This window comes from Streptomyces ficellus (assembly GCF_009739905.1).
Taxonomy (GTDB): Bacteria; Actinomycetota; Actinomycetes; order Streptomycetales; family Streptomycetaceae; genus Streptomyces; species Streptomyces ficellus_A.
This window is the reverse complement of sequence record NZ_CP034279.1, coordinates 407,045-432,068: the sequence shown is the minus strand read 5'-3', so window position 1 is coordinate 432,068 and position 25,024 is coordinate 407,045. Positions and strand designations below refer to the sequence as shown.

General features: G+C 74.4%; 21 protein-coding genes and 1 pseudogene. 9 read left to right on the top strand and 13 right to left on the bottom strand.

Annotation, left to right across the window (positions count from 1 at the left end):
• Both EIZ62_RS01950 and EIZ62_RS01945 read left to right on the top strand, forming a co-directional pair.
• On the top strand, nt 1-1,209 hold the full coding sequence (locus EIZ62_RS01950) for an RNA ligase (RefSeq protein ID WP_156690972.1): 1,209 nt from the start codon (nt 1-3) through the stop codon (nt 1,207-1,209).
• Between the two features lie 2 nt (nt 1,210-1,211).
• Entirely contained in the window at nt 1,212-2,129 is a 918-nt protein-coding gene (locus EIZ62_RS01945; RefSeq protein ID WP_156690971.1) for a phosphatase domain-containing protein, read from the top strand.
• A 33-nt stretch (nt 2,130-2,162) separates the two neighbouring features.
• On the opposite strand, the gene EIZ62_RS01940 is transcribed toward EIZ62_RS01945, so the two are convergent.
• Both EIZ62_RS01940 and EIZ62_RS01935 read right to left on the bottom strand, forming a co-directional pair.
• Nucleotides 2,163-2,519, bottom strand: a complete 357-nt coding sequence (locus tag EIZ62_RS01940; protein WP_156690970.1) for a transglycosylase family protein — start codon at nt 2,517-2,519, stop codon at nt 2,163-2,165.
• 43 nt (nt 2,520-2,562) lie between these two features.
• Complete coding sequence (locus EIZ62_RS01935; protein ID WP_156690969.1) at nt 2,563-3,420, bottom strand: alpha/beta fold hydrolase; 858 nt, start codon at nt 3,418-3,420, stop codon at nt 2,563-2,565.
• 91 nt (nt 3,421-3,511) lie between these two features.
• Here EIZ62_RS01935 and EIZ62_RS01930 point away from each other — a divergent pair, with 91 nt between their 5' ends.
• The 3 genes from EIZ62_RS01930 to EIZ62_RS01920 all read left to right on the top strand — a co-directional run bounded on the left by EIZ62_RS01930 (nt 3,512) and on the right by EIZ62_RS01920 (nt 9,381).
• Nucleotides 3,512-4,735, top strand: coding sequence for an MFS transporter (locus EIZ62_RS01930; protein ID WP_156690968.1), 1,224 nt, complete (start codon nt 3,512-3,514; stop codon nt 4,733-4,735).
• 74 nt (nt 4,736-4,809) lie between these two features.
• Nucleotides 4,810-6,879: a SpoIIE family protein phosphatase gene (locus EIZ62_RS01925; protein ID WP_156690967.1), complete on the top strand. Its 2,070-nt coding sequence runs from the start codon at nt 4,810-4,812 to the stop codon at nt 6,877-6,879.
• Between the two features lie 18 nt (nt 6,880-6,897).
• The gene (locus EIZ62_RS01920; RefSeq protein ID WP_156696154.1) at nt 6,898-9,381 is read left to right on the top strand and encodes a SpoIIE family protein phosphatase; all 2,484 of its coding nucleotides are present in this window, start codon (nt 6,898-6,900) and stop codon (nt 9,379-9,381) included.
• On the opposite strand, the gene EIZ62_RS01915 is transcribed toward EIZ62_RS01920, so the two are convergent.
• The 5 genes from EIZ62_RS01915 to ribA all read right to left on the bottom strand — a co-directional run bounded on the left by EIZ62_RS01915 (nt 9,353) and on the right by ribA (nt 15,434).
• Complete coding sequence (locus tag EIZ62_RS01915; RefSeq protein ID WP_156690966.1) at nt 9,353-10,930, bottom strand: urease accessory protein UreH domain-containing protein; 1,578 nt, start codon at nt 10,928-10,930, stop codon at nt 9,353-9,355. The two genes, EIZ62_RS01920 and EIZ62_RS01915, sit on opposite strands and share 29 nt — an antisense overlap.
• Complete coding sequence (locus EIZ62_RS01910; RefSeq protein WP_156690965.1) at nt 10,927-12,306, bottom strand: tetratricopeptide repeat protein; 1,380 nt, start codon at nt 12,304-12,306, stop codon at nt 10,927-10,929. Before EIZ62_RS01910 ends, EIZ62_RS01915 begins: the two co-directional genes overlap by 4 nt.
• A 132-nt stretch (nt 12,307-12,438) precedes the next feature.
• Nucleotides 12,439-13,992, bottom strand: coding sequence for a DUF4331 domain-containing protein (locus tag EIZ62_RS01905; RefSeq protein WP_156690964.1), 1,554 nt, complete (start codon nt 13,990-13,992; stop codon nt 12,439-12,441).
• Nucleotides 13,993-14,080: 88 nt separating this feature from the next.
• On the bottom strand, nt 14,081-14,647 hold the full coding sequence (locus tag EIZ62_RS01900) for a hypothetical protein (protein WP_156690963.1): 567 nt from the start codon (nt 14,645-14,647) through the stop codon (nt 14,081-14,083).
• A 106-nt stretch (nt 14,648-14,753) separates the two neighbouring features.
• A complete protein-coding gene (gene ribA / locus EIZ62_RS01895; RefSeq protein WP_156690962.1) occupies nt 14,754-15,434 on the bottom strand; it encodes a GTP cyclohydrolase II in 681 nt (226 codons plus the stop codon).
• A 66-nt stretch (nt 15,435-15,500) separates the two neighbouring features.
• Here ribA and EIZ62_RS01890 point away from each other — a divergent pair, with 66 nt between their 5' ends.
• Together EIZ62_RS01890 and EIZ62_RS01885 are read left to right on the top strand one after the other, a co-directional pair.
• A complete protein-coding gene (locus EIZ62_RS01890; RefSeq protein WP_156696153.1) occupies nt 15,501-16,262 on the top strand; it encodes a creatininase family protein in 762 nt (253 codons plus the stop codon).
• Complete coding sequence (locus tag EIZ62_RS01885) at nt 16,259-17,209, top strand: RibD family protein (protein WP_156690961.1); 951 nt, start codon at nt 16,259-16,261, stop codon at nt 17,207-17,209. The genes EIZ62_RS01890 and EIZ62_RS01885 overlap by 4 nt, the downstream gene beginning before the upstream one ends.
• Here EIZ62_RS01885 and EIZ62_RS32250 read toward each other — a convergent pair.
• The 5 genes and pseudogenes from EIZ62_RS32250 to EIZ62_RS01860 form a co-directional block, all read right to left on the bottom strand.
• Nucleotides 17,141-18,058 (bottom strand): annotated as a pseudogene (locus EIZ62_RS32250) (lysylphosphatidylglycerol synthase domain-containing protein); the annotation flags it as partial. The gene EIZ62_RS01885 and the pseudogene EIZ62_RS32250 overlap by 69 nt on opposite strands.
• A gap of 122 nt (nt 18,059-18,180) precedes the next feature.
• Nucleotides 18,181-19,101 carry a class I SAM-dependent methyltransferase gene (locus EIZ62_RS01875; RefSeq protein ID WP_244375372.1) on the bottom strand — a complete coding sequence of 307 codons (921 nt, stop codon included), beginning with the start codon at nt 19,099-19,101 and terminating at the stop codon, nt 18,181-18,183.
• On the bottom strand, nt 19,098-20,210 hold the full coding sequence (locus tag EIZ62_RS01870) for a glycosyltransferase family 4 protein (protein ID WP_156696152.1): 1,113 nt from the start codon (nt 20,208-20,210) through the stop codon (nt 19,098-19,100). The genes EIZ62_RS01875 and EIZ62_RS01870 overlap by 4 nt, the downstream gene beginning before the upstream one ends.
• Nucleotides 20,211-20,263: 53 nt before the next feature.
• A complete protein-coding gene (locus EIZ62_RS01865) occupies nt 20,264-20,662 on the bottom strand; it encodes a 6-pyruvoyl trahydropterin synthase family protein (protein ID WP_156690960.1) in 399 nt (132 codons plus the stop codon).
• Between the two features lie 80 nt (nt 20,663-20,742).
• Nucleotides 20,743-21,723 carry a zinc-dependent alcohol dehydrogenase gene (locus EIZ62_RS01860; RefSeq protein ID WP_156690959.1) on the bottom strand — a complete coding sequence of 327 codons (981 nt, stop codon included), beginning with the start codon at nt 21,721-21,723 and terminating at the stop codon, nt 20,743-20,745.
• A gap of 126 nt (nt 21,724-21,849) precedes the next feature.
• Here EIZ62_RS01860 and EIZ62_RS01855 point away from each other — a divergent pair, with 126 nt between their 5' ends.
• Complete coding sequence (locus tag EIZ62_RS01855) at nt 21,850-22,659, top strand: CDP-alcohol phosphatidyltransferase family protein (RefSeq protein ID WP_156690958.1); 810 nt, start codon at nt 21,850-21,852, stop codon at nt 22,657-22,659.
• 7 nt (nt 22,660-22,666) lie between these two features.
• Here EIZ62_RS01855 and EIZ62_RS01850 read toward each other — a convergent pair whose 3' ends face one another.
• Nucleotides 22,667-24,382, bottom strand: coding sequence for an alkaline phosphatase family protein (locus tag EIZ62_RS01850; RefSeq protein ID WP_244375371.1), 1,716 nt, complete (start codon nt 24,380-24,382; stop codon nt 22,667-22,669).
• 213 nt (nt 24,383-24,595) lie between these two features.
• Here EIZ62_RS01850 and EIZ62_RS01845 point away from each other — a divergent pair, with 213 nt between their 5' ends.
• Nucleotides 24,596-25,015, top strand: a complete 420-nt coding sequence (locus EIZ62_RS01845) for a PPOX class F420-dependent oxidoreductase (protein WP_156690957.1) — start codon at nt 24,596-24,598, stop codon at nt 25,013-25,015.
• Nucleotides 25,016-25,024 lie beyond the last annotated feature (9 nt).

Genomic DNA, 25,024 nt, shown 5'->3' with positions numbered 1-25,024 from the left:
ATGAGCCAGGCACACCTGACTCTCCAGCAGCTGCTGCCGCCGGAGGAACTGGCCGCGGCGCTCGACGCCGGGCACGTCACCCGCAAGGCACACCCCGAGCTGCCGCTGTCCATCTACACCTACACCCGCGCCTGCCAGTACGAGCGGATCTGGAACCGCGTCACCACGCGCTGCCGCGGACTCGTCGCCGACGACGTCACCGGTGAGGTCGTCGCCCTGCCCCTGCCGAAGTTCTTCAACGTCGGCGAGCACGAGTCCGGGCAGCCCTACGCGCCCGCGCTGCCCGACGAACCGTTCGAGGTGTACGACAAGGTCGACGGCAGCCTCGCCGTGGTCTTCCACTACGCGGACCGGTGGCGGGTCGCGTCCAAGGGGTCGTTCATCAGCACGCAGGCCACCTGGGCACAGCGCCGGCTCGACGGCAAGGACACCTCCGCCCTCACCCCGGGGGTGACCTACCTGGCGGAGATCCTCTACCCGGAGAACCGCATCGTCGTCGACTACGGCGACCGCCGGGACCTGGTGCTGCTCGCCGCGTTCGGCAGGGACGGCACCGAGATACCCCTGGCCGACGCTGCCCCCGCCTGGCGGCCGGTCGGCTCCGTCGTCACGCTCCGGCCGCCCGTGCCGCTCGCCGAGCTGCTGGCGATGACCGAGTCCAGCACGCTGCCCGGCGGCGGTGCCGCGACCGGGACGGAGGCGGAGGGCTTCGTCCTGCGCTTCGCCTCCGGAGTGCGCGCCAAGGCCAAACTGTCGGAGTACGTACGCCTCCACAAGGTCCTGACGGGCGTCACCGAGCGGGACATCTGGCGCGGGCACGGCGTCCAGCGCTTCGCGCACCTGCCCGCCAAGCAGGTGGCGCAGGCGCTCGGCTGCTCGCCCGCGGACGTCGCCGCGTCCGGCGGCCGCCCGCTGGACGCCCTGCTGGAGCAGGTGCCGGACGAGTTCGACACCTGGGTGCGCGAGGTGATCGCCCGGATCGAGAAGGATGTCGCGGACCGGGAGCGGGTCATCGACGACGCCTACGCGTCCCTGGCGCCGTTCACCGGCGACCGCGCCGCCTTCGCCCGCGCCGTGAAGGCCCTGCCGGACCCGGCGGTGCGCCCCGCCATGTTCCTGCGCCTCGACGACCGCCCCACGGAACTGGTGACGTACCGTTCGGTGCGACCGGAGGCGGCCGACCCCTTCCGAGACGACCAGGAGAACTGACCGTGCCCGTAGTACACGTCATGACGGGCCTGCCCGCGTCCGGGAAGACCACCGAGGCGCGCCGCCTCCAGGCGGAGTCCGAGGGCCGGATGCGCCGGGTCAACCTCGACGACCTGCGCGCCATGCTCGACATACCGTCGCCGGGGCGCGGGCGGTCGTCCCACGCCCATGAGCAGACGGTGCTCGCGATCCAGGACGCGGCGGTCCGGGCGGCCGTGGACGGCGGCTTCGACGTCGTCGTGGACAACACCCACCTGACGCCGCACATCCCCAAGCGGCTCAAGGCCGCCGTCGGCGGCGAGGCGTCCTTCGTCGTGCACGACTTCACCGGTGTGCCGCTGGAGGAGTGCGTACGGCGCGACGCCGAGCGCGAGCGTCCCGTCGGCGAGGACATCATCCGCATCCTGGCCGACAAGCACCTCAAGGCCCGCAAGGGCGGGTGGCGGCTGACCGGGGAGTGGCTGAACGACGAGGTGCCCGTGGAGCCGTACGTCGCCGACCCGGCGCTGCCGTCGGCGGTGCTGTGCGACATCGACGGCACCCTGGCGCTGCGCGGGGACCGAGGCCCGTACGACTTCACCCGCTGCGGCGAAGACCTCCTCAATGTCTCGGTGCGGCAGGCCCTGCACTCCTTCCGGCGCGCCGACGGCGACGTCGTCGTGCTGCTGTCCGGGCGGGGCGAGGAGCACCGCGAGAGGACGGAGGAGTGGCTGCGGCGCCATGACGTGCCCTACGACGAGCTGTGGATGCGGGCCGCAGGCGACGGCCGCCGCGACGACCTCGTGAAGGCCGAGCTGTTCGACCGGCACGTCCGCCACCGCTACGCGGTACGGGTCTCCCTGGACGACCGGGACCGGGTCGTCGCCGTGTGGCGCCGGATGGGCCTGCCCACGTGGCAGGTGAACTACGGCAACTTCTGAGCGGGTGGGCGCCGGGCCGGGTGCCGGGCGTGGTCAGCGGCGCCGCGCGCACGCCCAGGCGCCCATGCCCTGCATCGCGGCGAGCCGCCGGGCCGTGGCGATCTGCTCGGCCTTGGTCGCCAGGTCGGCGCGCGGGGCGTACCTCAGGCCGCCCGCCGCCACCCAGCTCGACTGCTTGAACTGGAGCCCGCCGTAGTGCCCGTTGCCGGTGTTGGCGTCCCAGTCGCCGTTGGACTCGCAGCGGGCGATGGCGTCCCAGTCGACGCGTCCGCCGGGACGGGGCGCGGCGGCCCCGGCGTCGGGGGCGGCGAGCCCCAGGAGCGCCGACACGCACAGGGCTGTCGTGACGAGGGTGACGAACCGGCCGGTGGTGGGTCGGTGACAGTGCATCAGGTTCCTTCGGGCCGTCGGCTGGGTGACTACGACCGTAAGGTCACCGGTCGTCCCCGGCACCTGGTGTTGCGCCCATCGGGTCCACGGGACGGGTGAGGAACTCCGCGACGCGCTCCCCCCAGGTGCGGACGTCGGCGCGGGTGCGGGACACATGGAGGCCGGCGCCCAGCAGCCGGGCCGCCGTCTCCGCGGTGGACAGCGGGTGGCCCGGGTCGTCCGCCCAGGCCAGCACCAGGCTCGGCAGCCGCAGCCGGGCGAGCGACTCGGGCGGTGGCAGGTCGGACATGGCGAGGCCCCGCAGGACGGACGGCAGCACCCGCTCGTGCGGTGTCGGCGGGACGTCGGGTACGCCGGCCACCGCCGGCGGAGGCGTCCGGCGCGTCCGCCCGGCGAGCCAGGCGTCCACCCCCTCCCGCTCGACCGTCTCCGCGGCCTCGCGGGTGCCGCGCGCGTACGCCTCGCGTGTCGTCCAAGCGGTCGGCGGGATCAGCAGGACCAGCCGGGAGAACCGCCACGGGGCCCGGACGGCGGCGTGCAGCACCGTCCCGCACCCCATGGACGCACCCATCGCGTCGGCCGGCCCGCGTGCGCCCAGGTGGTCGAGCAGGGCCAGCAGGTCGTCCGCGAGGGCGGGGTAGGCGTAGTCGCCGTCCACCGGTCCGCCCGTGGAGCGGCCGTGCGCGCGGGCGTCGTAGCGGACCAGCCGCCGCCCGGCGGCCACCACCGGCGCCCAGTCGAACAGGCCCATCCGGTCCTCGGCGGCCCGGCCGGCGAAACCGCCGTGCGCGTACACCGCGAGCGGACCGCTGCCCGCCACCTCGTAGGCCAGCCGCGCCCCCCGGTGCGGGAAGGAGCCCTGCCCGACGGCGCCCCCGCCCTCCCGCTCTCCTTCTCCCATGGTTCCCCTTCCGGGCGATCCGGGCCAAAGGTGGCGATTCATGCCCGATGGCGTACCGAAATGATCGACTTTCTTCCCTAGTGTGATCGTTATGACCCGAACCTCTCCCGCGTTCCACCGAAGCCGCTCCCGCGGCGAGCGGCGCCCGGGCTACCTCGCGGCGGCCGCCGTCTTCGCCATCGGCATGGCCGGCACGACGCTCCCCACCCCGCTGTACGGGCTGTACCGCGACGAGATCGGGTTCTCCGAGCTGATGGTGACGGTCGTCTTCGCCAGCTACGCCGTCGGCGTGATCTGCACCCTCCTGCTGGTCGGCAACCACTCCGACGTGGCCGGACGGCGCCCCGTCCTGCTGTGCGCGCTCGGCTTCGGCGCCGCCAGCGCGGTGTGCTTCCTGCTGGAGGGCGGGCTGCCCGCCCTCTTCACCGGCCGGGTGCTGTCGGGCTTCTCGGCCGGGCTGCTCAGCGGCGCGGGCACCGTCACCGTGCTGGAGCTCGCGGCGCCCGGGCGGAAGTCCCGCGCCGGCTTCGCCGCGACGGCCGCGAACATGGGCGGCCTGGGCTGCGGACCCCTCCTGTCGGGGCTGCTCGCCCAATACGCCCCGCTGCCGCTGACGTGGCCGTTCCTCGCCCACCTGGCCCTGCTGGCCGTCGCCGCGGCCATCGTCCTGCTCCTGCCGGAGACCGTCCCGCACGCCCGCCCGAAGGCCCGGCCCAGGCCGCAGGGCCTGTACGTCCCCCCGGAGGTCCGCGGCGTCTTCGCGCCGGCCGCCCTCGCCGCGTTCGCCGGGTTCTCCCTCCTCGGCCTGTTCACCGCCGTGGCGCCGAGCTTCGTCTCCCACACCCTCGGCATCGGCAACCTCGCCGTCACCGGGCTCGTCGTCTTCTCGGTGTTCCTCTCCTCCACCGCGGGCCAGTCCCTGACCGGCCGCATGACCACCCGGACCGCCCTCCCGCTCGGCTGCCTGGTCCTCGTCGCCGGCCTCCTGCTCGTCGGCGCCTCGCTGTGGGCCAAGAGCCTGCCCCTGATGGTGGCCGGCGCGGTCTGCGGGGGACTCGGCCAGGGTCTCGCCTTCCGCGCCGCGCTCACCGCCGTCGGCGACGCCGCACCCCCGGCACACCGCGCCGCCACCGTCTCCTCGTTCTTCGTCGTCGCCTACACCGGCATCTCCCTGCCGGTCGTCGGCGTGGGCGCGCTGACGATGTGGCTGGGCCTGGAGCGCGCCGGGCTCACCTTCACCGCCTGCGTGACCGTCCTGGTCGCGGCCACCGCGGTGCGCCTGGTGCGGCACCCCGCCCCGACGCGCGGCGACTGACGCCTCGGATAAGATGATTTTTCGGAATCCAAGCCCATGAGGCGGCGTCACGCCCCGGTGGTGAGGTCATCGCGTTGGACACGCACGAGTCGACCAGTGGTGCACCGGATCACCCCCTGACCGCGGTGGGGTACGCGGGAGTGCTCCGCGACCTGCTGCCGATCGCGCTCTGGCGGACCGACGAAGAGGGCCACATCGTGGAGTGGTCGCTCGCGGCCCAGGACGTGCTGGGCCACCTGCCGTCCGAGATCATGGGCCGGCACTCCAAGCCCGCCCTGGTCCCGGAGGCCAACTGGGAACTGGCCGAGCGCCTGTCCCGGCGCGTCCTCGCGGGCGAGGCCCTGGTCGCCACCCTCCCCGTACGCCACCGCGACGGGCACTTCGTGCAGATGGAGATGTGGCTCAGCCCCGCCGCCGACGCACGGGGCCGGACGGGCATCCTTGCCATCGCCGTGGAGACCTCCACGGTCCTCCACATGCGCGACTCCCTCGCCGCCCTCGAAGGACTGTTCAGCCAGTCGCCGATCGGCCTCGCCCTGCTCAACACCGACCTGCGCTTCCTGCGCGTCAACGAGGCCCTGGCCCGCATGAACGGCGTCCCGGCCCGCGACCACCTCGGCAAGCGGCTCGTCGACATCGCCCCCGGGATCAACGCCGCGGCACTGGAGACGGTGATGCGCCAGGTCCTCGCCGACGGCGAGGCCGTGGTCGACGTACGCCGCACCGGCCACACCCCCGCCGACCCCGGCCGCGAACGGATCTGGTCCTGCTCCTACGCACCGCTCCTCGACGGCGCCGGCCGGCCACTGGGCGTGGTCGCCTCGCTCATCGACATCACCGAGGGCCAGCAGGCCCAGATCGAGGCCGAACGGGCCCGCCGGCGGTTCGCCCTGCTGGCCGAGGCCGGCACCCGCATCGGGACCACCCTGGACCTGCGCCAGACCGCCGAGGAGGTGGTCGCCCTGCTCGTGCCCCGGCTGGCCGACTCCGCCGACGTACAACTGCGCGAGGAGGTGCTCGACCCCGAGGAGGCCGCCGCCTCCACCCACGGCCTGCTGCGCCGGGTCGCCGTGTCCTTCACCGACCCCGCCGCACCGTCCGAGGCGCTCGCGGTCGGCCTCACCTACCGCATTCCGCCCGGCTCCGTGTACGAGAGCGTCATCGCCGACGGACGCCCCATGAACCTGTACCTGACCGACATCCCCGCACTCGTCGGCGAAGCCCACGCCGAACGGCTCCGCCCCTACCTGGCCGGCCTCGGCTCCGCGCGGCTCGTACCGCTGGTCGCCCGCGGCAAGGTCCTCGGCGCCGTCATCGTCACCCGTACGCGCCACCGCGAACCCTTCGACGAGCAGGACTGCGTCCTCGTCGACGAGCTGGCGGCCCGCGCCGCCCTCAACGTCGACAACGCCCTGATGTACACCGGCCAGCGCGAGGCCGCCCTCACCCTCCGGCGCAGCCTCACCAACAACGCCCTGCCGGACGTGCCCGGCCTGGACCTCACCGGACGGTACCTCCCCACCAGTGACCACCAGGTCGGCGGCGACTGGTTCGACGCCATCGCCCTCCCACGCGGCCGCACCGGGCTCGTCATCGGCGACGTCATGGGCCACGGCATCCACGCCGCGGCCGTCATGGGACAACTGCGCACCACGGTGCGCACCCTGGCCCGCCACGACGTCCCGCCCGACCGGATCCTGGCCTCCCTGGACGCCGCCGTGGCCGACCTCGGCGAGAACGAGATGGCCACCTGCGTCTACGCCATCCACGACCCGGCCACCGGACAGTGCCTGATCGCCCGCGCCGGCCACCCCCCGCCCGCCGTCGCCGACCCCCGCGGGAAGGTCACCTTCCTCGACGGCCCGCCCGGAACCCCCCTCGGCACGGGCGTGGGGGACTTCCGCACCGAACACGTCCCCCTCGGCCCCGGCGGCCTGCTCGTCCTCTACACCGACGGGCTCATCGAGGCCCGCGACCGGGACCTCGACCAGGGCATGGACCAGCTCGCCGCCTCACTGCTCCGCCTCGACCGCCCGCTGGACGAGATCTGCGACCACATCCTCGGCCGGCTGCTCCCCGACGAGGGGGCGCAGGACGACGTGGCGGTACTCCTCGCCAGAGCCCCGCTCCCCACAGAAACGTAAGGTGCAAGAGTGGCAGCGATGCACGAACCGGTGACGACGTTCAGCGAAGGTCCCGAAGACCCTTTCGCCGTGCGGCGCTCCGCCTCGGCGGTGCTCGACGACCGCGGCACCGTCACCGGCTGGAGCGAACGGGCCGAGGCACTCCTCGGATACCCGGCCGCGGAGGCGCTGGGCCGCCCGGCGGCCGGCTTCCTCGTCGACCCCCGGGACCGGGACGTCGTCCTGGAGGCCGTCGCGGCATGCGTACGCGGCCCCGGCTGGTTCGGCGTCGTCCCCGTCCGCCACCGCGACGGCAGGCGGGTCGAGGTGGGCTGCCGGGCCCGGTCGATCTCCCGGGACGGCGACCGCCACGAGTGGTTCGTCGTCGGAGCCCCCGCCGAGGAGGTCGTCCAGTGGGAGACGGACCGCTCGGTGCTCGACGGGCTGTTCGGCCGCTCACCGATCGGCCTGTCCGTACACGCCCCCGACCTCACGATCCTCCGCGTCAACCGGGCCATCGCCAAGTTCAGCGGGATCCCCGCCGAGCAGCACCGCGGACTGCGCACCAGCGACTTCCTGATCCAGCGCGACACCGACACCGTGGAGGGCCAGCTGCGGGAGGTACTGGAGACCGGCCGGTCCTCCGTCTTCGCCGAACAGTCCTGCGTCCTGCGGCGCGACCCCGGCCACGAACTGTTCGTCTCCGTGTCGGCCTTCCGCCTGCACGACCCCTCCGGGCGGGTCCTCGGCGTGACCCAGACCGTCGAGGACGTCACCGACCGCTACCGGGCCCGCCGCCGGCTCGCCCTCCTCAACGACGCCAGCGCCCGCATCGGGACCACCCTGGACCTCACCGAGACGGCACGCGAACTGGCCCAGGTCGCCGTGGAGGGCCTCGCCGACCGGGTCTCCGTGGACCTGCTGGAGTCCGTCGTCCGGGGCGAGGAGCCCCTCCAGGACACGGCCGGGCCCCTGCGCCGGGCGGCCGTCCGCACCGTCCCGCCCGACGCGGCGGAGCGGATGCACCCGGTCGGCCGCACCCTGGACGTCCGGCCGGGGACCGTCCACGCCCGGTGCCTCACCGAGCGCAAACCCCTCCTCGACGCCGGACCCGAGGGCTCCGCCGCGTGGCTCTCCGCCGAACCGGAGCGGAACGGGGACGACCCCGGCCCGGGCATCCACTCGCTCCTGGTCGTGCCCCTGGTCGCCCGCGGCCTCGTCCTCGGCCTGCTCAGCCTGTGGCGCTCCGGGCGGCTCGAACCGTTCGAGGAGGACGACGTCACCCTCGCCGAGGAGTTCGCCTCGCGCGCCGCCGTCTGCATCGACAACGCCCGCCGCTACACCCAGCAGCACGAGACGGCCCTCACCCTCCAGCACAGCCTGCTCCCGCACGTGGTGCCACGGCACCCCGCGGTCGACGCCGCCCACCTCTACCTGCCGGCCGACGCCGCCTCGGGGGTCGGCGGCGACTGGTTCGACGTCATCCCGCTGTCCGGGCTCCGCGTCGCCCTCGTCGTCGGTGACGTGGTCGGCCACGGCATCCACGCCGCCGCCACCATGGGCCGACTGCGCACCGCGGTCCACACCCTCGCCAACCTCGACCTCGGCCCCGACGAAGTCCTCACCCATCTCGACGACCTCGTGGACCGGCTGGCCGCCGAACAGGAACCCACCGACGACCTCTCCCGCCAGGTCGTCGGCGCGACCTGCCTCTACGCCGTCTACGACCCGGTGACCCGGCACTGCGCCCTCGCCAGGGCCGGCCACCCGCCACCCGCCCTCGTCACCCCCGACGGCCGGGCCGGCCTCCTCGACCTGCCCGCCGGACCGCCCCTGGGCCTGGGCGGCCTGCCGTACGAGTCCGCCGAACTGCACCTCGACGAAGGCAGCCTGCTCGCCCTCTACACCGACGGACTCGTCCAGGCCGGCGACCGGGGCGCCGACGAGCGGGACGTCGACGAACGCGTGGCCGACCTGTGCGCGGCGCTCACCGCGCCCGCCCGCACCCTGGAGGAGGCGTGCGCCGCGGTCCGCGACGCCCTGCTGTACGACCACCCCACGGACGACGTCGCGCTGCTCGTCGCCCGCACCCGCGTCCTCGAGGACGAGAAGGTCGCCACCTGGGAACTGCCCGCGGAGCCCACCGCCCCCGCACGGGCCCGTACGCTGACCGAGTCCCGCCTCACCGAGTGGGGGCTCGCGGACATGCTCTTCACCACCGAACTCATCGTCAGCGAGCTGGTCACCAACGCCTACCGGTACGGCGGCGGCCCGATCACCCTGCGGCTCGTCCGGGACCGCCACCTCATCTGCGAGGTGTCCGACTCCAGCAGCACCTCACCGCACCTGCGCCGCGCCCGCAGCACCGACGAGGGCGGGCGGGGCCTCTTCCTGGTGGCCCAGCTGACCGAGCGGTGGGGGACCCGCTACACCCGCGACGGCAAGACCATCTGGACGGAGCAGGCGCTGCCCGCCGCGCCGGAGCCCCTCACCCTCAGGCCAGAGCAGTCGCCGCCCCCCTGAGCACCAGACCGCACCCGAGTGCCAGCACCACCGCGGCCGTGCCGAGCGGAGCCGTCCGCTGCGCCAGCGACACCAGCCGGCCCCGGGGCCGTTCCACGAGCCGGCGCTTCGTGGTCTCCCGCAGCCGCACCACGGCGAACCCGGCCACCGCGAGCGTGAGCGCCACGCCCGCCCCGTACGCCAGCACCAGCAGGAACCCGAACCACGCCTGGCCGAGGGCGGCCGCGCCGACCAGCACGACCACGGCGGACGGACTCGGCACCAGGCCGCCGGCCAGCCCGAGGAGGATCACACCGCGCAGGCCGGGGGCCGGCGGGAGGTGGGAGTGCGTGTGCCCGTGACCGTGATCGTGCGGGTGGTCGTGGCTGTGGCTGTGTGGAGGGTCGTGCGCATGGTCGTGTGCGTGGCCGTCGCCGTGTGCGTGTGCGTGACCATGACCGTGTCCGTGCGTGTGGCCGTGGCTGTGGCCGTGCGCGTGGTGGCGTCGGCGCCAGGCCCGGCGCAGCAACAGCCCGCCCGCCACCGCCACCAGCGTGCCGCTCGCGATGCCCAGCCAGGACACCACACTGGGCGCCGCCGCCGAACCCGCCGTGATCAGGGCACCGAGGGCGAACACGCCCAGGGTGTGGGTCAGCGTCACCGAACCCGCGAGGGCCAGCATGTCGCGCCGCGAGCTACGGCCGCCCGCCGCCGCGGCCGCGGCCATCATGGTCTTGCCGTGCCCCGGGGCCAGCGCGTGCATGGCGCCCAGGAGCAGGGCCGCGCCGAGCGCCAGCACCGCGAAACCCGCGGTCAGTTCGTGCCGGGCGACCAGCCCCGTCAGCGCCTGCGCCCAGCGGTCCGCGCCGCGCGGCAGCACCCCGCCCGTCGGCGAGGCCTCCGACCCGGAAGCGCCCCCGTCCCCGGTGAGCGCGGGCCCGCCGGCCCGTACGGACAGGGCGGCCGACCGGGAGCCGGGCGGGGAGGACAGCAGGTCGTCGGGGTAGGCGGTCAGCCGCCGGGAGACCGAGTCACCGGACACGTCCGACTCCGCGAGCGTCATCCGGTCGCCCCGTGCGGTGATCTCCCGCCACCCCGGGCCGGCCGACACCGCCGCCGGTGCGTACCGGAGGTCCATGCGCTCCTGGCGCGGCAGCGGAGCCGTCGAGGCGCAGGTGACCCGCAGCGTCTCCAGGCCCGCCTGGCCGGGGCGCACCTCCGCCGTCGCCTTCGCGGCCTTCAGCGGACGCGCGTCGCCGCCCCCGACCGTCAGGCGCGCGCCCCCGGCCGCCGCGTCACAACGCGCCCGGGCCCACGCCGACAGCTCGGCCGGCGACAGCCGGTCGTCCCCGTCGGTGTCGATGCGGCGGCGCTCCTGCGAGGCGGGGATCTCGGCCAGGTCCTCCACGTGGTCCACCGTCAGCTCGCCCGGGGCGACGACGATGCCGTCGTACTGACTGACGGTGAAGTTGCCGAGCGGGTGGGCCTGCGCCGCCTGGGCGGGCAGCAGCACCAGGGCCGTTCCCGCGACCAGCGTGGCGACGGCCCGTACGGCGTGGCGGCGGCTCATGACTCCTCCCGGAGCCCGGTGAGGGCCGCCCGTGCCTCCCGGGCACCGGTCGCCGAGAAGGCGGGGTTAAGCTCCAGCGCCGCGGTGAGGTCGCGGCGCGCGGCCGCCCGGTCGCCGAGGGCGCGCTCGATCATGCCCCGGTGGAAGAGGAACGACGCGTTGCGGTACCCGGGGGACAGGGCCGCCGCCCTCTTCGCGTACACCATGGCCTCCTTGTCCTTGCCGTTGACGTGCAGTGCCCAGGCGAGGGCGTCGGCGGTGTGGACGGTACGGCGGCGGTCCCATTCGGCGCGCGCCGCTGTCAGTGCTCCCGCCGCGTCCCCGTGGTCCGCCTCGATCAGGGCGGACTCGAGATCGGTGGCGACACCGTTCGCCCGGGCGAGCCGGGTCCAGGTGCGGACCAGCGCGTACTGCTCCGCCGCCCGGTCGCGCCGGCCGAGGGCCTCGTACTGTTCACCGAGCGCGGCGAGCTGTCCCGGCAGCGGATGACGGCGCACCACCGCTTCCAGGTCGCGCACCGCGCGGACGCCGTCGCCCAGCGCGGCGTACGCCCGCCCCCGCCCCTCCTGCGCCGGCACGCACGTCGGGTCCGCGCGCAACGCGGCCCCGAAGTGTGTCAGGGCATCGCGGAAGTCGCCCTGCCCGAAGGCGAGTTGACCGAGGTAGGTGGAGACGTACGCGGCGTCGGCGGCGTGGGACGCGGAGCCGCGGGCGCGCAGCAGCACCTTGCGCGCCCCGCCCACGTCGCCGCGCAGCTCCAGGACGTAGGCGTAGCGCGTGAAGACGGGGATGCCGGGGCGGCGGCGGTCGGCGAGCCGGACCGCGCTCAGCGCCTCGTCGTAGCGGCCGAGTTCGACGAAGGCGTCGACCCGGGTGGCCAGCGCCCGCTCGCTGTACGGGTTCACCTTCAGCGCCTCGTCCGCCCGGCGCAGCGCGGCGGCGAAGTCGTGGCGCGCGGCCGCCAGCGCCGCCTGCCCGGCGAGGGCCGCGTCGTTGCCGGCGGCGGGGCGCAGCTTCAGCGAGCGTGCGAACGCCTCCTCCGCCTGGGGGTAACGGGTCGGATCGCCGCCGGTCCTGGCCTGCTCGACGTACGCCGCGCCCAGCGTCGCCCACCCGGTGGCGTCCCGCGGCTGGTCCTTGAGGTGCTGTTGCAGGCCGTTGATGCCCTGTGCCAGATCACCGGCCGCCAGCCGGTCCAGGGGTACGCCCGCCGTGAGCGCCCCGGCCGCCGGCCGCCGGTCGGGACCGGTGTCACCGTCGGCCCCGGACGCCACCGAGCCTGCGGTGAGCGCGAGCGCCACCGCCACGACCGCCGCGGTCCGCCGGCGCCCCGGCAGTCCGCGCCATCGGGCGGACCGCGCCTTCCCTACGAGCATCCGTTGTGCCTTCCTCGATCTTCTGGGCCCGGCCCGGTCGTCCGGTGGTGGAGGGGTGGGAGAGAGGGGCCCGGCAGCGCCGTGGGGGACGAAGGACGCTGCCGGGCCGTCATGGGGGAGTGGCCGCCGGTGTCAGCCGATCCAGGAGCTTCGCCCGGGCCGGCGGCGGGTGCGCGACCACATCGCCCTGGCCAGGCCGGCGAGCAGGACGCACAGCGCGCCCGCGGCGCCCGAGACGAGCATCACCGTGTTGTCGTCCCACGACGAGGTGAGCGAGGAGACCCCGCCGGACAGGCCCGTGGCGTCCGACTTGGTCTCGGCGGCCGCGGCCCGGGTGTCGGAGCCGGCGGTGGGCAGCGCCACGTACGGGAAGCTGTGGCCGAACTCCTTGTCGTTGGCGTCGACGGAGTCGCCCAGGTCGTTCTTCGCGCCGACCAGTTCGCCCTCGACGACCTGCAGCGCGATGTCGAGCACGTCGTCCGTCAGCCGCCGCCCGTTGGGGAACCCGGCGGTGTCACCGTCGAGCACGCCCAGCCGCTTCGGCTCGGCGACCGGCTTGATGGAGGTGTTGAGGCGCAGCATCTCCGAGGGCTTGCCGTCGGGCTGCTGGTTGACGTCCTTGACCCCGGTGAGGAACACCGACACGAGGTCGTTGCGCGGCTCGGCCGGCGCCTTGATCTTGTAGAGGCCCTCGATCAGCTTCGGCAGCTCGGGTTCGGTGACGTTCTTGAGGAAGTCGCCGTCGTTCTCGGGCGAGGAGGCGTTGAACTTGTCCTTGTCCTTGACGGGGTTGACGACCTCGTTGACCAGCGGCATGCCGAGCCGTGACACACGCGTCCACTCGCCCTGGGCGTTCTGGCGCTCGGTCGTCGCGTAGACACCGATCACCGGCTGCTCCTCGGACTGCCTGAGGTAGGAGCTGGGCACCTGGAGGGCGATCGAGTTGACGTTGTAGCCCTTGAGGGTGTCGTTGCCGACCTCCGACAGGTCGCCGCCGTACAGCAGGTCGAACACCCGCAGGTCGAGGAAGAACGGGTCGTCGGCCTGGCCGGCGAACGACTTGAGCCCGCCGGGTACCTTCCGCACCGCCTGGTCACGGAGCTTCTGGTAGTCCGGCATCGACGCCTTGCCGACGTTCGACGGTGCCACCGGCAGGTCCTTCGCCAGCTGGTGGCGCGAGGCGACCTTGCCGTGACTCAGCCGCTGCAGCTCGATGTCGTACGTCTGCGTGAAGTTGAGGTCGGGGTCGTCCAGGCTCTCGACCGCACCTGTGTTGTAGAGGAAGGTGTTCTCGTTCTTGCGGTGGTCCGTGAAGGTGAACCGGTAGAGCAGGTCGTCCTGGGCGTCACCGTCGCTGTCGATGTGGATGTCGTAGCGCGCGTCACTGGCGAAGGTGTAGAAGTTGGGGCCGCCCGCCGGTTCCTGGAACGGCAGCCAGTTCGCCACCAGCGTCGTCGAGTCGGGGTGGTCGGGGCTGACGAACGCGTACACGTCCGTGGTGTCGAACTGCGGCTGCCCCTGGATCAGGGGCGCCTCCCGGTGGCTGGAGGCGCTCGCCGGCTGCGGCTGGAGCACCCCGGCCCCGGCGGCGGCCAGCGCCCCGGCGGTCAGCGCGGCGCAGGTGAGCAGGGCGACGCTCCTGCCCCGTCGCTGCGTCGGGCCTCCGGCGGTTGAGTCTGCGGTCATCTCGTCCGTCCTTCGTCAGTCATCGCGCTGTTCCTGCGTCGTCGTGGGAGCAGTACGTGCGCACCGGCCGTTGTGTTCGGGGTGGCGGTCATCGAAGGGCCGCCGGCGGATCCTGGAACCGGGCGGCGACGGCCTGGACCTCGATGCCGTAGCCCCCGCCGCCCGGCTGGAGCCGGGGGATCCGGTACGTCCGCCTCGGTGCGCCGGGCTGTTCCCGCACGGTGTCCTTGGAGCCGCTCACGTCCTGCTGCGGCGGTCGCACCGGCTGCCCGGGAGTACCGGGTTCACCGGCCGTCAGGGTGCCGTTGGCCAGCATCGTGGACACCACGAGGAGACCGCCGGCCGCGCCCACCCCGCACGCGCCGACCCAACGCCCCCGCTTCTGTGCCTCCGTCAGGAACCCGCTGTACCTGCCGTGTTGCGGGGGCCTGGTGTCGCGCGCCCACAACGGTTCCACCGTGACGGGCGGGGGAGTGCGGGGGTGCGGACCGTCGAGGGGACCGCCCGTCGAACCGCCGAACGGTGCGGTGTTGTGAAGTTCGGCGCGTGCGGCGTCCAGGTCGTCCAGCACACGCTGGAACGACTCCATGATGGACTGCGCGGAGGCGGGCTCCGCACCGGCGACGCGCGGGTGTTCGTGGTCCTCAACGTACACGGCGGTGCTCCTCGCGGGGGTACGTGCCTTCCGCCGCGATCCGGGTGTGACGCGGACCGCGGTGGTGCTTCGTCGTCAGGCAATACGCAACGCGAGCGCGCTTGTCTCAACCGGTCGTTGATGAGGTGTCAGCCGTGCGGCTCAGGTCCACGGGCAGGTGCGGAAGGAGGTGGCCGAGCCGCTCGCGCTTCGTCACCTGGTAGAAGAGGTTCTCCTCGCGCGGCGGGATCAGCAGCGGCACCCGCTCGCTGACGGCGATCCCGTTCTGGTGCAAGGCGTCCCGCTTGCGCGGGTTGTTGGACAGCAGCCGTACGGACCGCACACCGAGGTCGTGCAGGATCCCGGCCGCCGCCCGGTAGTCGCGGGCGTCGTCCGGGAGCCCCAGCGCCAGGTTCGCCTCGACGGTGTCCAGCCCCTCCGCCTGCAACCGCATCGCCCGCAGCTTGTCCAACAGGCCGATGCCACGTCCCTCGTGACCCCGCAGGTACACGAGGACGCCCCGCCCCTCGCTCACTATGACGCGCAGGGCCGCGGAGAGCTGCTCCCCGCACTCGCAGTGCCGGGACCGGAAGGCGTCCCCGGTCAGGCACTCGGAATGCAGGCGGGTGAGGACGTCGTCCCCCCGGACGTCCCCGTACACCAACGCCATTTGTTCCTCGCCCCGGTCGTGGTCCCGATAACCGGCAGCGAGGAAATCACCGAACTCGGTGGACAACTGCACATTCACCACATGCTCGACGCCCGTCCGGCGAGTGGTGTCACGGAGCACATCATCGGTATCTATCATGGCCCGATCGTATCGGGTAACCTCCGGCAGTGGGAGGGAACTGACGAGAGGAAAGGGGAGGGAATGATGAGAGTTCCGCAACCGCGGATGCCGGCGCTGGGTATGCTGCCGCTGGACACGACGACGGGTGATGTGAGGGAAAGTCAGGCCGAAGTCGCCGTTCTTCCCATTGGGAGTTTCGAGCAGCACGGGCCGTATCTTCCCTTGATGACGGACACCGTCGTCGCCTGCGCCATCGCGCGCGAGGTGGCCGCGAGACACCCCGTGCACCTGCTCCCACCAGTGACGATGTCCTGCTCACAGGAGCATGCCGACTGGCCGGGGACCGTGAGCATCTCCGCCACGACCCTCTGCGCCGTCATACGGGACATCGCCGGATCGCTCCGGAACTCCGGTGTCGAAAACCTCGTTCTGGTCAATGGGCACGGTGGCAACTACGTATTGCGCAATGTGGTTCAGGAATCACAGGGAACCGGTACGAGAATGGCTTTGTTTCCCGGTCCGTCCGACTGGGACGTCGCACGGGAACGGGCCGGTGTGCTGACGCCGTCCGTCAGTGACATGCATGCGGGTGAAGTGGAGACGTCCATACTTCTGCACGACCATCCGGAACTGGTCCGTCCCGGATATGAGACGGCGGACTGGACGGCCGACGACCGCAAGCATTTGTTGTCTCTCGGAATGCGGGCCTACACCGAATCCGGAGTGATCGGCCGCCCTTCCCGGGCGTCGGCCGAAAAGGGAAGAATATTGCTGGCCTCTCTTGCCGAGTCGTTCGACGAATACCTGTCCCTGCTGGCCCCGAAGTCCCGGCGGGCCGTGCGGTGACCGGCGCCTCCTCCCTTTCCACGGCGGCTCCCACCGCCCACCCCGCCGTCGACGCGGCGGAGGCCTGGGAACGGCTGCGCGGCATCAGGTCCGTCGCGGCCGCCGAGCGCGCCGGCCTGATCGTCACCGCCGATGGTGGCGGTTACGGTGACGGCCGGACACGGTGGCGCGACGGTACGCCCGAGGCGGACGACCTGGCCCGCCGCTACCTGCCGCTGTGCCTGGCCGGCCCGCACGTCACGTTCGCCCAACTCGGCCAGAGTCTCGACGGGTTCATCGCCAGCCGCACCGGTGACGCCGACTACGTCACCGGCGAGGAGGACCGCGCCCACCTGCACCGCCTGCGCGCCCTCGCCGACGCGGTGGTGGTCGGCGCCGGCACCGCCGTCGCGGACGACCCGCGGCTCACCGTACGCGCCTGCCCCGGCGACGACCCGGTGCGCGTGGTCCTCGACCCGCACGGCCGCGTACCGCTCGGGCACCGGCTGTTCACCGACAGCGCGGCACCCACCTTGTGGGTCGTGTCCGCCGACGGCGACACCGACCGCGCCCGTACGGCGGCCGCCGCCCGCCGCGACGGCGTCGACGTCCTGACCCTGCGCGACCGTGCGGCGTTCGCCCCGGCGAGCCTGGTGCGGGAGCTCGCCGGCCGCGGCCTCGGCCGCGTACTCGTCGAGGGCGGCGGTGTCACCGTGTCGCGCTTCCTCCACGAGGGCGCGCTGCACCGGCTCTACCTCACCGTGGCACCGGTCCTGCTCGGTGACGGCATCCCCGGACTGGCCTTCCCCGGACCGGACTCCATGCGCGACGCGCTCCGGCCGCCGACGCGACGCGTCACCCTGGGCGAGGACACGCTCTTCGAACTGGACCTCGGTACGCCGCAGGCCGGCCATCCAGTCGGCCGCCAGTACGCCGGCGCCGGGCAGGCTCGCGGCGAGGCTCAGTAGCCCGTACACCACCGAGACGGTCAGCCCCTGGGCCGCGCCCAGACCGGCCGCGCCGAAGGCCCAGGCGGCGACCCCCTCCCGGGGCCCCCAGCCGGCGACGTTCAGCGGCACCGCCATGGCGAGCAGCGCGAGCACCATCAGCGGCAGCAGCACGCCCGCCGGCGCCGACGCCCCGGCGGCGCGTGCCGCGAGCAGGAACATCGTCAGGAACCCCGCGAGGACCGCGACGGACGACACCAGCACCCCCGCCCACACACCCGGCACCAGCGGCCCGCGGCCCGCCGCGTCGGGCTTCCGGCGCATGCGCACGACCAGCACCGCGAGCAGTACGGCCCCGGCGACCGCCACCGCACCCGCGACGGCCCGGCCCGCCCACGGCGGCACCGGCGCCGCGAGCGTGAGCAGCAGCGCCGCGCCGACCGCGACCAGGACCACCTGGCCCGCGACCCGTTCGATCACCACCGCGCGCACCCCCCGGCCGACGTCACCGGCGCTCCGACCGTGCCGGACCGCACGGTGCACGTCGCCGAGGACACCACCGGGCAGCGCCGCGTTCAGGAAGAGCGCACGGTAGTAGTCCGCGACCGCCCGCCCGAGCGGCAGCCGGATGCCCAGGGCGCGTGCCACGAGGCACCAACGCCACGCGCTGAGCACCGTGGTGAACCCACCGATGCCCACGGCCGCCAGCAGGGTGGGGACGTCGACGCCCCGCAGCCCGGCCAGGAACGCGCCCACGCCCTGCCACCACACCACCAGCGCGAGGACGGCCGCACCCGCGAACACGCCCGCCCGGCCGCGCGCCACACGCACCACCCGGCCCGCACGCGCGCGGGCCGCCCGCGCCACGATGCGCGGGAAGCCCGGGGCGGTCCCGGGCGCGCCGCCCGCACGGCCCGCACCCGTACCCGTACGCCCCGCCGAACCCGCCACCCCGCGCGCACGGTTCACACGGCCCACCACCGTCCCCGCCGTCACGCGGCGGCCCCCGCCTCCGGCCCCGCGGCCTCTCCCGGTCGCGTCGCGCCCGCGTCGCGTCCCGCGCCACGCCCCGTGCCCGGGAGGGCCAGCAGGTCGGTGTGGTGGACCACGGCCCGCAGTTCGCCCGCCTCGCAGGCCTCCAGCCGGCGCCGCAGGTACGCCGTGGCGCGGGGCGCGAGGTCGGGGCGCTGTTCACGGGCCGCGCCGACCCAGCCGCGCAGCCACTCGGCCGTCAGCGCCGACTCGCCGGGCCCCAGCCGCCACGGGCTGGAGTGCGTCAGCACGGTCATGCCACGCGCCTCGAACAACTCCCGGGCCGCCGCGACCGCGTCGGGTCCCAGCAGTCGGCGCCCGTGCTCCAGGCGCCGCTGGTGGTCGTTGAACGCGGCGCCGAGGGCGCCGTCCAGCGGGTCGGCCGGGGTCAGTTCGACCCGCCCCACCACCGAGAGGGCGAGGAGCGCCGGGCACCCGGCCTCCGCGCAGGCCGCGGCCAGCCGGTCCACCTCGTCGCGCGTGAGCACGTCCAGCAGCGCGGACGCCGTCACCAGCCCCGTGCCGGCGAGTTCGGCGGCGGTGAGCCGGCCGATGTCGCCGCTGCGGGTCGCGACCGTGACCCGGCCGCCTCCCGCACCGGTGCGCGGCATCCGGCCGCTCGCGAGGCCGAGGAGTTCGGCGTCGTGGTCGTGCAGCACCCAGTGCTGTGGCCCGCCCAGCCGGGGCGCGAGCCAGCGCCCCATGGAACCGGTGCCGCAGCCGAGGTCCCGGACCACCAGGACGGCGTCCTGCCGCGGCCGGTCGAGGCCGAGGTGGCCGCGCAGCGGGCCCAGGAGCTCACCGGCGCGGGCGGCGGCGTCGGCGGGCTCGCGGAGAGCCAGCCAGTCCGGGGCGTAACGGGGTCTGTCGGTCACGGTCACGCCGCCTCCAGGGGGTGTTGCCGGAGCTGTTCCAGGGCCTTCGACAGGCTTCGGGTGGTCGTCTCCCAACCGGCCAGCGCGGTGCGCCGCCGCCGTGCGGCGACCTTCGCGCGATGGCGCTCGCCGGGCTCGCCCAGCCAGCGCCGCAGCGCCGCCGCGAGCGCCGCGGGATCGCCGGGCGGTACGAGGGCGCCCGGCACGCTGCCGTCGGGTGCTTGGCCGACCGCCTCGGGGAGCCCGCCGACGGCCGTGGCCAGGACGGGGACGCCCCGAGCGAGCGCCTCGGTGACGGCCATGCCGTACGTCTCGGCGTGCGAGGCGAGGACCAGGAGGTCCGCGCCCGCGTAACTGGCGTTCAGCTCCGGACCGCTGCGCGGGCCCGCGAGGTGGACGCGGTCGTCGAGCCCGTGGCGGGTGATCAGCCTCCGCAGCCGGGCGACGTACGCGGGATCCTGGCGGAGGCCGCCCACCAGGACGCAGCTCCACGCCAGGTCGGCGACGGTCGCGAGGGCCTCCACCAGTTCGTACTGCCCCTTGCGCGGGGTCACCGACGCCACGCACAGCAGGCGGGGGTCGCTGCCGGTGCCGGGCGAGACGTCCCGCGAGGTGCCCGGCGCGGTCGCGCTGCCCGGGGCGAGCGGCCCGATGTCGGCGCCCGGGGCGGCGACGTGGACGCGGCCGGGGGCGAGCCCGTGGTGCCGCACGAGCCGGTCCGCCGCCCACCTGCTGGTGGCGACGACCGCCGCCGCCGAGCGCAGGGTGCGGCGCTCGGCGGCGTCCAGCGCGGCGACCCGTTCGGGGGCGAGCCCCGTCTCGTCGGCCAGCGGCAGGTGCACCAGCACCGCCAGGCGCAGCCGGCCGGTCTCGGGCACGACGACGTCGGGCACCCCGCAGGCGACGAGCCCGTCGAGGAGGAACAGGGTGCCGTCGGCCGAGTCCGCGAGGAGCCGCGCCAGTTCCTCGCGCGCGGGGCGCGCGGGCGCGGGCCAGTCGCCCGCGACCGTGTGCTCGGCGACCTGCCAGCCGACGGCGGGCAGGTCGCGGCACACCCTGCGGTCGTAGACGTTGCCGCCGCTCGGCGCGGACGGGTCGTCGATGCCCCCGGGCATCACCACCCGCACCGACCGCACCGGTGGTGGCGCGCCGGCCGGTCCGTGGTCGTTCACAGGGCCCGCTCGTAACTCGCCCACGCGATGTGCGACTCGTGCAGGGTGACCGTGACACCGGTCAGCCCGCGCGCACCCTCGCCCAGCGCTCCGGCGTGCACCCGGTCGGCGAGCCGGTCGGCGATGACCTTCGCCAGGAACTCGGTCGAGGTGTTGACGCCCGTGAACTCGTCCGCGTCGTCGAGGTTGCGGTAGTTGAACCGGGCCACCACCTCGCCGAGCTCCTTGGTGGCGAGGCCGATGTCGACGACGATGTTGTCGGCGTCCAGCTCGGGACGGCGGAACGTGGCGTCCACGAGGTACGTCGCGCCGTGCAGGCGCTGCGCGGGTCCGAACACCTCCCCGCGGAAGCTGTGGGCGATCATGAGGTGCTCGCGGACTGTGACACTGAACAACGGCTGTGACCTCCCGGTCCGTCCATGAGGGCCGGTCGGCGGCCCTGCTGGAATCAGTACGGCCGGGAGGGCCGTTGCGTTCAGGGCCCGTCGTAGCGCACCCGGTGGCACAGTCCCGGCAGGTCACCGGCGGCCATGGCGGCCATCACGGACGGCAGCTCGCCGAAGGCGCACTCGCCGGTGACCAGCGCGTCGAAGACCGGGTCGGCGAGCAGGTCGAGCGAGAGGGCCAGCCGGTCGGCGAAGGTGCGCCGGGAGCGCCTGGCCTCCGAGACCCGGCCCACCTGGCTGCCCCGCACGACCAGCCGGCCGGAGTGGAACGCCTCGCCGAGCGGCAGGCTGACGCGCCGGTCCCCGTACCAGCTCAGCTCCAGCACGGTGCCCTCGGGGGCGAGGAGTTCCAGGGAGCGTTCGAGACCGGCTTCGGTGGCGCTCGCGTGGACGACGAGGTCACAGCCGTCGAGGGCGTCCCCCGGGAGGGCGAAGCCGACGCCCAGCGCGGTCGCCACCGAGGCGCGGGCCGGGTCGGCGTCGACGAGCTGGACGCGTACGCCGGGGAACCGGGCGAGCAGCGCGGCCACCGAGCAGCCGATCATCCCGGCCCCGACGACGGCGATCCGGTCGCCGACGAGCGGCGCCGCGTCCCACAGGGCGTTCACCGCGGTCTCGACCGTGCCGGCCAGGACCGCCCGGGCGGCGGGCACGGAGTCGGGCACCGGGGTCACGGCGCCGGCGGGGACGACGTACCGGCTCTGGTGCGGGTAGAGGCAGAAGACGGTGCGGCCGGCGAGCTGGTCGGGCCCCTCCTCGACCAGACCGACGTTGAGGTAGCCGTACTTGACCGGGCCGGGGAAGTCGCCGTCCTGGTACGGCGCCCGCATCGCCCGGTGCTGGCTCTCGGGGACGCCGCCGCGGAAGACGAGGCCCTCCGTCCCGCGGCTGACACCGGAGAACAGCGTTCTCACGACGACGTCGCCGGCGGCCGGTTCCGGCAGGTCCACGTCGCGTATCTCGCCGTGGCCGGGGGAGCGCAGCCAGAAGGCGCGCGCGGTGCGCTTCATCGGGTTCTCCTGTTGAACGCTGGGGTGCCGGTGCACGTTCTGAGGGTGATACGAGGCCGCGCACACGGCGCGCGACGGCCATTGACTCTGTCACAGGTCCGGAGGGGTCCCTTGTCCGTGGGCGACATGACCGACGCACGTCCCGACGCACGTCCCGACGCGGGTCCCGGCGCGCGTCCGCTGCGTCCCGAACCCGCCCTCGGCGCGGTCGCGCAGCTCGGGGTCCTGCTCCTGCTCGGCGCGGTGACGGGGCTGGGGCCCGCCGGGTGGCTCACGGGCCTGGCGTTCACGGCCGCCACCTGGGCCGTGCTGTCCCGGGCGCTGCGCGGGTCGAGGCCCCGGCCCACGCCCTTCGGCCCGGCCGACGCGGTGACGCTCGCCCGGACGACGCTCGCCGGGGGCGTGACGGCGCTGGTCGCCGACCTGTTCGCGGGGCGAGCACCGGTCACCGCCCTGGCGGTGCTCACCGCGGTGGCGCTGGCGCTCGACGCGGTCGACGGGCAGGTCGCCCGCCGCACCGGCACGGCGTCGCCGTTCGGGGCGCGCTTCGACATGGAGGCCGACGCCTTCCTCATCATGGTCCTCAGCGTGCAGGTGTCCCTGTCGATGGGCGCGTGGGTGCTGGCGATCGGCGCCATGCGGTACGTGTTCGTCGCGGCGGCCCGCGTGCTGCCGTGGCTGAACGGGCCGCTGCCCCCGAGCATGGCCCGCAAGACGGTGGCCGCCGTGCAGGGCGTCGTCCTGCTGGTGGCCGGCACCGGGGCGCTCCCGCGCGTGCCGGCGTACGCGGCGGTGGCGGCGGCGCTGGCGCTGCTCGTCTGGTCGTTCGGCCGGGACATCCGCTGGCTGTGGCGCGTCCGTGTCGACGTCCGCGTCCCCGTCCCGGCCGCCGCGGCGGGGGCGCCGGTCCGGCAGACGGTGCGCCCGGGCGCCTGACCGGCCGTCATCGCGGACCGCCGGCGGGGCCGTAGGCGGTCAGGAAACGGTCCCGGAAGGCGTCCATCGGCCAGACCGGGGCGTCCGGTCCCGGCTTCAGCCCCTCCTGCCAGCCCCAGCCCGCCACCCGGTCCAGCACCGCCGGGTCGCGGGCGACGATCGTCACCGGCACGTCCCGGCCCAGGCGGTCCCGCGTCACGGTGGGGACGGGCTGGTGGTCGCCGAGGAAGACGACCACGGTGTCGTCGTCGCCGTACTTCTCGACGTACGAGACGAGGCTCGTCAGCGAGTACTCGATCGAGCGCCGGTACTCGGTGCGCACCCGCGCCGGGTCCTTCCACACCTCCTTGGGGTCCTCGCCGGCCTCCTTGACCGACTCGTAGACCGAGCCGTCACCGAGCCGGTCCCAGCCGAGCATGGTCGGCACCGGCGCCCACGGGTTGTGGCTGGAGGTCAGGATGATCTCCGCCATCAGGGGGCCGCGGCCCGGCCTTCCGTGCTCCAGCCGCTCGAACGCGGCGAGGCTGAACTGGTCGGGCACGGGCGTCCAGCTGAACTTCGGCCCCTCGTACCCCAGGTTGCGTGAGTCGTAGACGTGGTCCAGGCCGTAGAACCGGCCCTCCGGCCAGGCGCGGGTGACGCCCGGCATGATGCCGACGGTTCGCCAGGCGCCCGCCTTGCGGAAGGCGCTGGTGAGGGTGAGACGGTCGCTGGAGGTGAGGTCGCGGTAGCGCTGCTGGTTGTCGATCCGCAGACCCGAGGCGAACGTGGCATGGGCCAGCCAGCTGCCGCCGCCGTACGTGGGGGAGGTGAGGAACGCGCTCCGGGAGGAGAACCCGGCGGCGCCCAGCCGGCGCGTCCCGTCCGCGAGCACCGCCCCGACCCCGGGCGCCATCTCCGGGTCCTGCACGGCGCTGCGTCCGTAGCTCTCGATGAACACGAACAGCACGTCCTTGCCGCGCAGCCCGGTCAGCAGCCGGTCGCCCGGCGTCGCGCGGAAGGCGTCGACGGCGGACTCCTCCGCGAACGCCTCCCGGTCCGCGATCCCGGCCCGCACCTGCTGCACCCGGCCGCTCACGACGTCGGCCGCGCCGCGTGCGGCGACCGCCGCCCCCGAGACCTGCACCCCGAGCGCCGCACAGGCGACCCAGACGGTCCCGGCCAACAGGGTCGCCGGCGCCGCCACGGCGCTGTGCCGCACCACGACGTGGCCCAGCCGGACGACCGACAGCGCCATCGCCACCAGCAGGAGGACGACGAGCACGCCGGCCCCGACGACGACCGCGGTCGCGCCGGCCGAGCCGATGGAGTCACCGAGGAACGCCTCGGCGTCGTCGAGGAGGATCCAGTCGAGCACCGGGTCGAAGGGCCGGACGAGCACCGAGCGGAAGCCCATGTCCAGGACGTTCAGCAGCGTCACCAGCCCCAGCGCGACCCCGGCGAGCACGGCCACCACCCGCCGGGCACGCGGGCCCAGCACCAGCAGCAGCGCGGTGCCGGCTATCGCCTCCACCGGTATGCGCGCGAACGCCACGGGCCTCAGGTGCTCCACCCGGTCCGGGAGCAGCAGCGCCGCGACGACGAGCACCGCCGCCGCGCCCGTGACCGCCCGGGACACCCGGACCCGCGCCGCCGCCCGGGGGCGCGCGGAGCCGTCGGCGACCACCTCCTCCGGCTCCGCGGCGGCTGGGGGCGGCAGCTGACGAGACGTCCCGATCGACACCCGAGGGTCCTTCCGTACGAAGCGCGGTGGCTCGGCGGCCGCGGCTCACGGGCCGGGGCCGCCGTGGAAGGTACGGTCCGCCGGCCGGTCCCGTTCAAGAGCGCGAAACGGGGAAGGCCGTACGAGGGTGAACCCACCGGGTTCCACCCGGGGACCCGCCCGGGATCCCCGCCCGCGACCACACCCACCGGCATCCGGACGGAAAGGCGTCACATGTCGAAACCACCGCTTCCCGACGAGGCAGTCACCATGCTGGGCAAGCCCAACCCGGCCACCATCACGACCCTGCGGACGGACGGCCAGCCGGTCTCCACGGCCACCTGGTACCTCTGGGACGACGGCCGGATCCTGGTCAACATGGACGAGGGCCGCAAGCGGCTGCAGCACGTGCGCCGCGACCCGCGGGTGACCCTCACCGTGCTCGACGAGGGCAACTGGTACACCCACCTGAGCGTCGTCGGCCGGGTCGCCGAGCTGCGGGAGGACGAGGGGCTGGCCGACTCGGACCGGCTGGCGCGGCACTACCTGGGCGAGCCGTACCCGAACCGGGAGCGCCGCAGGTTCAGCGCCTGGATCGAGATCGACCGCTGGCACGGCTGGGGAACGCTGAAGGACACCCGCCAACCCGGGTGAGACCGGAGC

Excerpts from the sequence above, each read along its gene's own strand:
- EIZ62_RS01950 (WP_156690972.1), top strand. The coding sequence starts at position 1 with ATGAGCCAGGCACACCTGACTCTCCAGCAGCTGCTGCCGCCGGAGGAA.
- EIZ62_RS01940 (WP_156690970.1), bottom strand. The coding sequence starts at position 2,519 with ATGCACTGTCACCGACCCACCACCGGCCGGTTCGTCACCCTCGTCACG.
- EIZ62_RS01935 (WP_156690969.1), bottom strand. The coding sequence starts at position 3,420 with ATGGGAGAAGGAGAGCGGGAGGGCGGGGGCGCCGTCGGGCAGGGCTCC.
- EIZ62_RS01930 (WP_156690968.1), top strand. The coding sequence starts at position 3,512 with ATGACCCGAACCTCTCCCGCGTTCCACCGAAGCCGCTCCCGCGGCGAG.
- EIZ62_RS01920 (WP_156696154.1), top strand. The coding sequence starts at position 6,898 with ATGCACGAACCGGTGACGACGTTCAGCGAAGGTCCCGAAGACCCTTTC.
- EIZ62_RS01915 (WP_156690966.1), bottom strand. The coding sequence starts at position 10,930 with ATGAGCCGCCGCCACGCCGTACGGGCCGTCGCCACGCTGGTCGCGGGA.
- EIZ62_RS01910 (WP_156690965.1), bottom strand. The coding sequence starts at position 12,306 with ATGCTCGTAGGGAAGGCGCGGTCCGCCCGATGGCGCGGACTGCCGGGG.
- EIZ62_RS01905 (WP_156690964.1), bottom strand. The coding sequence starts at position 13,992 with ATGACCGCAGACTCAACCGCCGGAGGCCCGACGCAGCGACGGGGCAGG.
- ribA (WP_156690962.1), bottom strand. The coding sequence starts at position 15,434 with ATGATAGATACCGATGATGTGCTCCGTGACACCACTCGCCGGACGGGC.
- EIZ62_RS01890 (WP_156696153.1), top strand. The coding sequence starts at position 15,501 with ATGAGAGTTCCGCAACCGCGGATGCCGGCGCTGGGTATGCTGCCGCTG.
- EIZ62_RS01870 (WP_156696152.1), bottom strand. The coding sequence starts at position 20,210 with ATGCCCGGGGGCATCGACGACCCGTCCGCGCCGAGCGGCGGCAACGTC.
- EIZ62_RS01860 (WP_156690959.1), bottom strand. The coding sequence starts at position 21,723 with ATGAAGCGCACCGCGCGCGCCTTCTGGCTGCGCTCCCCCGGCCACGGC.
- EIZ62_RS01855 (WP_156690958.1), top strand. The coding sequence starts at position 21,850 with ATGACCGACGCACGTCCCGACGCACGTCCCGACGCGGGTCCCGGCGCG.
- EIZ62_RS01845 (WP_156690957.1), top strand. The coding sequence starts at position 24,596 with ATGTCGAAACCACCGCTTCCCGACGAGGCAGTCACCATGCTGGGCAAG.